9 protein-coding genes and 1 pseudogene are annotated in these 8573 nt (G+C 70.7%); 9 read left to right on the top strand and 1 reads right to left on the bottom strand.

Annotated features, from left to right (window positions below):
• The 9 genes and pseudogenes from G3I19_RS31970 to mutM all read left to right on the top strand — a co-directional run.
• Window positions 1-461, top strand: a pseudogene (locus G3I19_RS31970) (dihydroxyacetone kinase); the annotation flags it as partial.
• Between the two features lie 86 nt (window positions 462-547).
• A complete protein-coding gene (recG, locus tag G3I19_RS31965) occupies window positions 548-2758 on the top strand; it encodes an ATP-dependent DNA helicase RecG (protein ID WP_164267213.1) in 2211 nt (736 codons plus the stop codon).
• A 59-nt stretch (window positions 2759-2817) separates the two neighbouring features.
• A complete protein-coding gene (rsmD, locus tag G3I19_RS31960) occupies window positions 2818-3402 on the top strand; it encodes a 16S rRNA (guanine(966)-N(2))-methyltransferase RsmD (RefSeq protein ID WP_164267212.1) in 585 nt (194 codons plus the stop codon).
• 26 nt (window positions 3403-3428) lie between these two features.
• Window positions 3429-3920: a pantetheine-phosphate adenylyltransferase gene (coaD, locus tag G3I19_RS31955; protein WP_203600772.1), complete on the top strand. Its 492-nt coding sequence runs from the start codon at window positions 3429-3431 to the stop codon at window positions 3918-3920.
• Between the two features lie 131 nt (window positions 3921-4051).
• Window positions 4052-5140: a cell division initiation protein gene (locus G3I19_RS31950; protein WP_164267214.1), complete on the top strand. Its 1089-nt coding sequence runs from the start codon at window positions 4052-4054 to the stop codon at window positions 5138-5140.
• A gap of 174 nt (window positions 5141-5314) precedes the next feature.
• Window positions 5315-5959 carry a DUF177 domain-containing protein gene (locus tag G3I19_RS31945; protein ID WP_239074971.1) on the top strand — a complete coding sequence of 215 codons (645 nt, stop codon included), beginning with the start codon at window positions 5315-5317 and terminating at the stop codon, window positions 5957-5959.
• 2 nt (window positions 5960-5961) lie between these two features.
• Window positions 5962-6135: a 50S ribosomal protein L32 gene (gene rpmF, locus G3I19_RS31940; RefSeq protein ID WP_030753522.1), complete on the top strand. Its 174-nt coding sequence runs from the start codon at window positions 5962-5964 to the stop codon at window positions 6133-6135.
• 19 nt (window positions 6136-6154) lie between these two features.
• Window positions 6155-6958 carry a ribonuclease III gene (gene rnc / locus G3I19_RS31935; RefSeq protein ID WP_164267209.1) on the top strand — a complete coding sequence of 268 codons (804 nt, stop codon included), beginning with the start codon at window positions 6155-6157 and terminating at the stop codon, window positions 6956-6958.
• Between the two features lie 120 nt (window positions 6959-7078).
• Window positions 7079-8005, top strand: a complete 927-nt coding sequence (mutM, locus tag G3I19_RS31930) for a bifunctional DNA-formamidopyrimidine glycosylase/DNA-(apurinic or apyrimidinic site) lyase (protein ID WP_164267208.1) — start codon at window positions 7079-7081, stop codon at window positions 8003-8005.
• 138 nt (window positions 8006-8143) lie between these two features.
• On the opposite strand, the gene G3I19_RS31925 is transcribed toward mutM, so the two are convergent.
• Window positions 8144-8573 (bottom strand): CAP domain-containing protein (locus G3I19_RS31925; RefSeq protein ID WP_164267207.1); only part of this gene is annotated, 430 nt, incomplete at its 5' end.

Below are 8573 nucleotides of genomic sequence, written 5' to 3'. Positions count from 1 at the left end.
CCGAGCAGGCCAGGGCGGAGGGCGTACGGGTGGCCCTCGTGCCCACCAGGGCCGCCGTCCAGGGCGTCGCCGCGCTGGCCGTGCACGAGCCTGAGCGGCGCTTCGACGAGGACGTCGTCGCGATGACCGCGGCCGCCGGCGCCACCCGCTACGCCGAACTGGCCGTCGCCGAGCGGCAGTCGTGGACATCGGCCGGTATCTGCCAGGCCGGCGACGTGCTGGGCCTGATCGACGGCGATGTGGCGGTGATCGGCGCGGACCTGATCACCACCGCGGAGACGGTGCTGCACCGGATGCTCTCCGCCGGCGGCGAACTGGTGACGCTGGTCCTGGGCGACGGGGTGCCGGTCACGATCGCCGACCGGCTGGAGGAGTTCGTACGGGGCGGGCACCTGGCGGTCGACACCGTGGTCTACGACGGCGGCCGCCAGCCGGCGCCGCTGCTGATCGGCGTCGAGTAGCGGGCCGGGCCAACACCGCCCGTACAGCCGCCGTACAGCGGGGGAGCAGCGGCGAAATACCCCCGCTGTCGGACCCATGGTGTGCAATGGACCGCGTGCCCGCGCTCGATGAACCTCTCAAGAACACGCTCGGCGCCCCCACCGCCAAGGTGATGGCCGAGCACCTCGACCTGCACACGGTCGGCGACCTCCTGCACCACTACCCGCGCAGATACGCGGAGCGCGGCGAGCTGACCCAGCTCGCCGAGCTGCCGCTGGACGAACACGTCACCGTCTTCGCCCAGGTCGCCGACGCGCGGGTGCTCACCTTCAACCAGGGCAGGGGGCGGCGCCTGGAGGTCAACATCACCGACGGCAGTGGCCGACTACAGCTCGTCTTCTTCGGCAAGGGCATCCACAAGCCGCAGAAGGAGCTGCTCCCGGGCCGCCGAGCGATGTTCGCGGGCAAGGTCTCCAAGTTCAACCAGCGGTTCCAGCTCGCCCACCCCACGTACGAACTGCTGGACGCCGACACCGACGCGGGCGCGGTCGAGGCATGGGCGAACGAGCTGATCCCCATCTATCCGGCCTGCAAGGGGCTGGAGTCCTGGAAGATCGCCAAGGCGGTCGACGCCGTACTGCCCGCGGCGCAGGAGGCCGCCGACCCGCTGCCGCCCGCCCTGCGCGACGGACGCGGGCTGACCACGCTGCCCGACGCGCTGCGGAAGGTGCACCGCCCGGGGACGAAGGCCGATATCGCGGTGGCCAGGGACCGGCTGAAGTGGGACGAGGCGTTCGTCCTCCAGGTCGCGCTGGCCAGACGGCGGTACGCCGAGACCCAACTGCCCGCTGTGGCAAGGAGACCGGTCCCCGGCGGACTGCTCGACGCCTTCGACGCCAAGCTGCCCTTCACCCTCACCGAAGGGCAGCAGAAGGTCACCGGGGAGATCTTCGCCGAACTGGCGACGGAGCACCCGATGCACCGGCTCCTCCAGGGCGAGGTCGGCTCCGGCAAGACGATGGTCGCGCTGCGCGCGATGCTCGCCGTCGTCGACGCCGGCGGCCAGGCCGCCATGCTCGCGCCCACCGAAGTGCTCGCCCAGCAGCACCACCGCTCCATCACCGAGATGATGGGCGAGCTGGCCGACGGCGGGATGCTCGGCGGCAGCGAGCAGTCCACCAGGGTCGTGCTGCTGACCGGCTCCATGGGCGCGGCCGCCCGCCGCAAGGCGCTGCTCGACCTGGTCACAGGGGAGGCCGGACTCGTCATCGGCACCCATGCGCTGATCGAGGACAAGGTGCAGTTCCACGACCTCGGCCTGGTCGTCGTCGACGAACAGCACCGCTTCGGCGTGGAGCAGCGCGATGCCCTGCGGGGCAAGGGGAAACAGCCGCCCCATCTGCTCGTCATGACGGCCACGCCCATTCCCCGCACGGTCGCCATGACCGTCTTCGGGGACCTGGAGACCTCCGTACTCGACCAGCTCCCCGCGGGCCGTTCACCGATCGCCACCCATGTCGTACCGGCCAAGGACAAACCACACTTCCTGGCCCGCGCCTGGGAGCGGGTGCGCGAGGAGACGGAGAACGGTCACCAGGCGTACGTGGTGTGCCCGCGCATCGGGGACGGCGAGGACGAGCCCAGGAAGCGGAAGCCGGCATCCGACGAAGCGGAGGCGGCGGCGGACGCCGACGGGGACAAGCGGCCCCCGCTCGCGGTGGTCGAGACCGCGGAACAGCTCAGGAACGGCCCGCTCAAGGGGCTTCGCGTCGAGCTGCTGCACGGACGGATGGCGCCGGACGACAAGGACGCCGTCATGCGCCGCTTCGCGGCGGGCGAGGTGGATGTGCTGGTCGCGACGACGGTCATCGAGGTCGGGGTCAACGTGCCCAACGCCACCGTCATGGTGATCATGGACGCCGACCGGTTCGGCGTATCGCAGCTGCACCAGCTGCGCGGCCGGGTGGGCCGGGGCTCGGCGCCCGGTCTCTGCCTCCTGGTGACCGAGGCCCATGAGGCGGGCCCGGCGCGCGCCAGGCTCGGCGCCGTGGCCGCCACCCTGGACGGCTTCGAGCTGTCCCGTATCGACCTCGAACAGCGCCGCGAGGGCGATGTCCTGGGCCAGGCACAGTCCGGTGTGCGGTCCTCGCTGCGGATGCTCGCGGTCATCGACGACGAGGAGGTCATCGCTGCGGCCCGTGAGGAGGCCGCCCAGGTCGTCGCCGCCGACCCGGAGCTCACCGGGCTGCCCGCCCTGCGCACCGCCCTGGACGCCCTCCTCGACCAGGAGCGCGAGCGGTATCTCGACAAGGGCTGAGAGACTGGCCGCAACAGGAGCCCCGTCAGCACCGGCTCCGTACACCGAGAAGGACTGAGATGACCCGCGTGATCGCCGGCACGGCCGGCGGGCGCCGCCTCGCCGTACCGCCGGGCAACGGCACCCGCCCCACATCCGACCGTGCGCGCGAAGGGCTCTTCTCCACCTGGGAAGCGCTGCTCGGCACCCTGGACGCGGCCCGGATCGCCGATCTGTACGCCGGGTCGGGCGCCGTCGGTCTCGAGGCGCTGTCCCGTGGCGCGGCCCACGCGCTGCTCGTCGAGGCGGACGCACGGGCGGTGGCCACGGTCCGCGACAACGTACGCACGCTCGGTCTCCCGGGGGCGGAGGTGCGGACCGGCAAAGCGGAGCAGATCGTGACAGGCCCGGCACCGGAAGCCCCGTACGACGTGGTCTTCCTCGATCCGCCGTACGCCGTCACCGATGACGATCTTGGCGAGATCCTGCTCACACTCCGTGCTCAGGGGTGGCTCACCGGCGATGCCCTCGTCACGGTGGAGAGGAGCACACGAGGCGGAGAGTTCAAGTGGCCCGGGGGATTCGAGCCGCTGCGGGCCCGTCGTTACGGCGAGGCCACGCTTTGGTACGGTCGCGCCGCCTCTCCGTGCGAAGACGCACTATGACCGGACCCGGGAGCGAGGGACTTCAGTTGCGCCGCGCCGTCTGTCCGGGGTCATTCGACCCCATCACCAATGGACACCTCGACATCATCGCCCGCGCCTCACGGCTGTACGACGTCGTACACGTGGCCGTGATGATCAACCAGTCGAAGCAGGGTCTGTTCTCCGTCGACGAGCGGCTGGACATGATCCGCCAGGTCACGGCCGACTTCGGGAACGTGGAGGTCGAGTCGTTCCACGGCCTTCTCGTCGACTTCTGCAAACAGCGCGACATCCCGGCCATCGTGAAGGGGCTCCGCGCGGTCAGCGACTTCGACTACGAGCTGCAGATGGCCCAGATGAACATCGGGCTCTCCGGCGTCGAGACGCTGTTCGTGCCCACCAACCCGACCTACAGCTTTCTCTCCTCCAGCCTGGTCAAGGAGGTCGCGACCTGGGGCGGGGATGTCGCGCACCTGCTGCCTCCGCTGGTACGCGAAGCCCTGACGCAGCGGCTGGCGGAGAAGCGGGAAGCCGGCTGACGGCCGCGTGGTGGCCCAGGTGACGGCAGCGCACTGAACTGACGAACCGTCACCAGGTGTCGGGCGGGCGCCGACTGGCCGTACAGTCTTCCCCGTCCGTCTCCAGGCCGGAAGAACAGGTGGCGCACACGGTGGACGTGCAGAAGAAGCTCGACGAGATCGTCGACACGGTCGGCAGTGCCAGGTCCATGCCCATGTCCGCCTCCTGCGTGGTCAACCGCGCCGAGCTGCTGGCGATGCTCCAGGAGGTGCGCGACGCCCTGCCGGGCTCCCTGGCGCAGGCCGAGGAGCTGATCGGCGGCCGGGAGCAGCTGGTCGAGCAGGCCCGGGACGAGGCCGAGCGGATCATCGAGGCGGCGCACGCCCAGCGCGGTTCCCTCATCTCCGACACCGAGGTCGCCCGGCAGTCCCAGGACGAGGCCGACCGGGTGCTCGCCGAGGCCAGGCGGGAGGCCGAGGAGATCCGCGCGGAGGCCGACGACTACGTCGACTCCAAGCTGGCGAACTTCGAGGTCGTCCTCACCAAGACCATCGGCTCAGTCGACCGGGGCCGCGAGAAGCTGCTCGGCCGGGGCCCGGGGCTGGACGACGAGGGTTACGAGGACCCGGAGGCGCCGGAGCGCAGCCACGACCCCGAGACGCTGCGGATGCGCGCCGACGAGTACGTCGACACCAAGCTCGGAGCCTTCGAGGCCGTGATGGCCAAGACGCTCGAAGCGGTGGGGCGCGGCCGGCAGAAACTGCACGGCCGGGTCGCGTCCGACGAGCTGGGTGTGCACATGGCCGAGCAGGACGAGATGGGCCGCAGGCACAGCAGCGACGCGGACTTCCTCTCCGACCTGGCCGAGCCGCAGGCCCCGGCCGCCGTGCAGCCGCAGGCCCAGGAGCCCGCTCCGATGGCCGCCCAGCTGTCGCCGGAGGCGGCGCCGCAGCACATCCCGGACGTGCCGGTCCAGCAGATGTACGACCCGTACGGATACCAGCAGCCCCAGGACCCGTACGCCTACCAGCAGCAGCAGTACGCGTACCAGCAGGACCCGTACGCGTATCAGCAGCAGGTCCAGCAGCAGGACGGCTACGGCTACCCGGGGCCCGACCAGATCCAGCAGCCCCAGCAGCCGCCCCACCCGCAGCAGCAGGGCGCCCTCGACGAGACCAGCCTCTTCGACACCAGCATGATCAACCTGGACCAGCTGCGCGAGTACGAGCAGGGGCGCTAGGGCCCGAGAGGCCCGAAGGGGCCGATTGGGTCTATGGCGGCCGGTCCAGTATCCTGGCTCTTCGGTCGCCCGTACCTCCGCGATCTGTGCTGCCCGTTCCGATGGTCTCCGGACGGTTCCCGACGCGGCGGCACCACATTCCCAGTCTTCAGCGATCCGAAAGCAGGAAGAGCCCTGAACGCCCGCCTCGACCACCGCAACCCCCTCGTGTTCGACACACACGAGCTGGGCCGGCGTCCCGGTGCGCTCCAGCGGCTCTCCCGCTCGGTCGCAGCGCCCAAGGACCTCGGCATCGACGGGGTCATCGGAGTGCCGGAAGGTACTCCCGTAGAACTGCAGCTCCGCCTTGAGTCGGTCATGGACGGGGTGCTTGTCACAGGCACCGCCCGTTCAACCGCCAAGGGGGAGTGCGTAAGGTGTCTGGAGCCGCTGGAGCGAGAGCTCGAAGCGGATTTCCAGGAGATGTTCTCGTACCCCGAAGCCGACGACCGGGGCCGCAGCAAGAAGGCGGACCCGGCTGACAGTGCCGACGACGAGGACGAGGAAATCACCCCCCTTGAGGACGGCTTGTTCGACCTCGAACCCGTGCTGCGTGATGCGGTGGTGCTCGCACTGCCGATGCAGCCGGTGTGCCGGGAGGATTGCGCCGGTCTGTGTTCCGAATGCGGAATCAGGCTGGACGACGAACCCGGTCACCACCATGACGCCGTCGACGCACGTTGGGCGGCACTGCAGGGACTCGTCGGGACCGGCCAGGTCGGCGAGAAGGACAACGTTGACGGCGCCGAACCTGGCGTCGACGAGAAGCAGGAGAAGTAGCCGTGGCTGTTCCGAAGCGGAAGATGTCGCGCAGCAACACGCGCCACCGCCGGTCGCAGTGGAAGGCTGCGGTCCCCACCCTGGTTGCGTGCGAGCGCTGCCAGGAGCCGAAGCTCCAGCACATCGCGTGCCCGAGCTGCGGCACCTACAACAAGCGCCAGGTCCTCGAGGTCTGAGCGGCTGGTGAGAGGCGCAATGTCTGACGTCAACAAGACGGACAATGCCTCGTCCCACACGCTTCTGGAAGGGCGGCTCGGGTACACACTCGAGTCCGCCCTTCTGGTGCGTGCGCTGACCCATCGTTCGTACGCGTACGAGAACGGCGGTCTGCCCACCAACGAGCGGCTGGAGTTCCTCGGGGACTCCGTGCTCGGCCTGGTGGTCACGGACACGCTCTATCGCACCCACCCGGATCTCCCGGAGGGCCAGCTGGCCAAGCTCCGGGCCGCGGTGGTCAATTCGCGTGCGCTCGCGGGGGTGAGCCGTGGGCTCGAACTCGGTCTCTTCATCCGGCTCGGCCGGGGCGAAGAAGGCACGGGCGGGCGGGACAAGGCATCCATCCTCGCCGACACACTGGAAGCAGTGATCGGCGCCGTCTATCTCGATCAGGGCCTCGAAGCGGCGTCCGAGCTGGTGCACCGGCTCTTCGACCCCCTCATCGAGCTGTCCTCCAACCTCGGTGCGGGCCTGGACTGGAAGACCAGCCTCCAGGAACTCACCGCAAGCGAAGGTCTCGGGGTCCCGGAGTATCTGGTCAGTGAGACCGGTCCGGACCACGAGAAGACCTTCACCGCTGCCGCTCGCGTCGGTGGTGTCTCGTACGGCACCGGCACCGGCCGCAGCAAGAAGGAAGCGGAACAGCAAGCGGCGGAGTCCGCGTGGCGCGCGATCAGCGCCGCGGCGGAAGAGCGCGCGGGTGCGGCCGATACCGCCCCCGCCGCCCACGGAGAGGACGCCGACACCTCTTCGGCTCCGGCCGCCGGCACGGCCTCGGCCTGACGCCGGTTCTTTCCCCGCCCGTCCCCTGAGGGGGGCGGGCGGTTCTTTTCATGAGCCTTCACACCATGGTCCCTCTCAGCCTCTTCACCGCTCGCCGGTGAACCACCCCTGAGGAGCAGCGTGCCCGAGTTGCCCGAGGTCGAAGTCGTACGGCGCGGACTGGAACGCTGGGTCTCCGGCCGTACCGTCGCCGATGTGCAGGTGCTGCATCCCCGTGCCGTACGCCGTCACACCGCGGGCGGCGACGACTTCGCCGCCGCGCTGCGCGGGCGCAGGTTCGGGGTGGCACGCCGGAGGGGGAAGTACCTCTGGCTGCCGCTGGAGGACCCGGCCGCGGACGGGACGCCGGGCGCGGGCGCCGAAGGCGGGGCGCCCGGGGCCGCGTACCCCGCCGCGTACTCGGTGCTCGGCCATCTCGGGATGAGCGGGCAGCTCCTGGTCCAGCCCGAGGCGGTCCCCGACGAGAAGCATCTGCGGATCCGTATCCGGTTCGACGACATCGCGGGGACCGAGCTGCGCTTCGTCGACCAGCGGACCTTCGGCGGGCTCTCGCTGCACCCGAACACCCCGGACGGGCTGCCCGATGTCATCGCGCACATCGCCCGCGACCCGCTGGACGAGGAGTTCGACGACGCCGCGTTCCACACGGCGCTGCGGCTGCGCCGCACCACCATCAAACGCGCCCTGCTCGACCAGTCGCTGATCAGCGGCGTCGGCAACATCTACGCGGACGAGGCGCTCTGGCGCGCGCGGCTGCACTACGAGCGCCCCACCGCCACCCTCACGCGCCCCCGGACCCTGGAACTCCTGGGCCATGTACGGGATGTGATGAACCAGGCCCTCGCTGTCGGCGGGACCAGCTTCGACAGCCTCTACGTCAATGTGAACGGTGAGTCCGGCTACTTCGACCGGTCGCTCGACGCCTACGGGCGGGAGGACGAGCCGTGCCGCCGGTGCGGCACCCCGATACGCCGCCGCCCCTGGATGAACCGGTCCAGCTACTTCTGCCCGCGCTGCCAGCGCCCGCCGGCCGGACCGCGCGGCTGATACCGGCGGCGCGGACGGCACCGGCAACACGGGCGGCGGCCGGGCTGCGCCCGTGGTCCGGCTGTCCGGTGGTCCTGCCGTGCGGTGGTCCGGCGGTGCGGTGGTCCTGCTGTGTACGGGCGCGGGCCGGCGGCCGGGTCAGTAGCCGAAGTCCTGGGTCCACCAGGGCCCGCCCGCGCCGAAGTGGACGCCGACGCCGAGCGTGGTGAAGTCGCAGTTGAGTATGTTCGCGCGGTGGCCCGGGCTGTGCATCCAGGAGTCCATCACGGCCGCCGCGTCGGCCTGGCCGCGTGCGATGTTCTCGCCGCCCAGGCCCCGCACGCCCGCCTTGTCCGCCCGGTCCCACGGAGTGGCCCCGTCCGGGTCGGTGTGGTCGAAGAAGCCACGGGACGCCATCTCGTCGCTGAAGGCGCCGGCCAGCGAGGCGAGATCCGCGTCGGCCCGCACCGGCCGGCAGCCGGCCTGGGCCCGCTGCTGGTTGACCAGGTTCAGCACCGCGGTGGCCGCGGTGGTCTCCGCTCCGCCGGCCGCCTCGGTGTGGGCGGCCTCGGTGTGCGCGGGCGCCGCG

The sequence above is a fragment of the Streptomyces sp. SID10853 genome, from assembly GCF_010548145.1.
In the GTDB taxonomy this organism is placed as follows: domain Bacteria; phylum Actinomycetota; class Actinomycetes; order Streptomycetales; family Streptomycetaceae; genus Streptomyces.
This window is presented reverse-complemented; position numbering and strand designations above follow the sequence as displayed.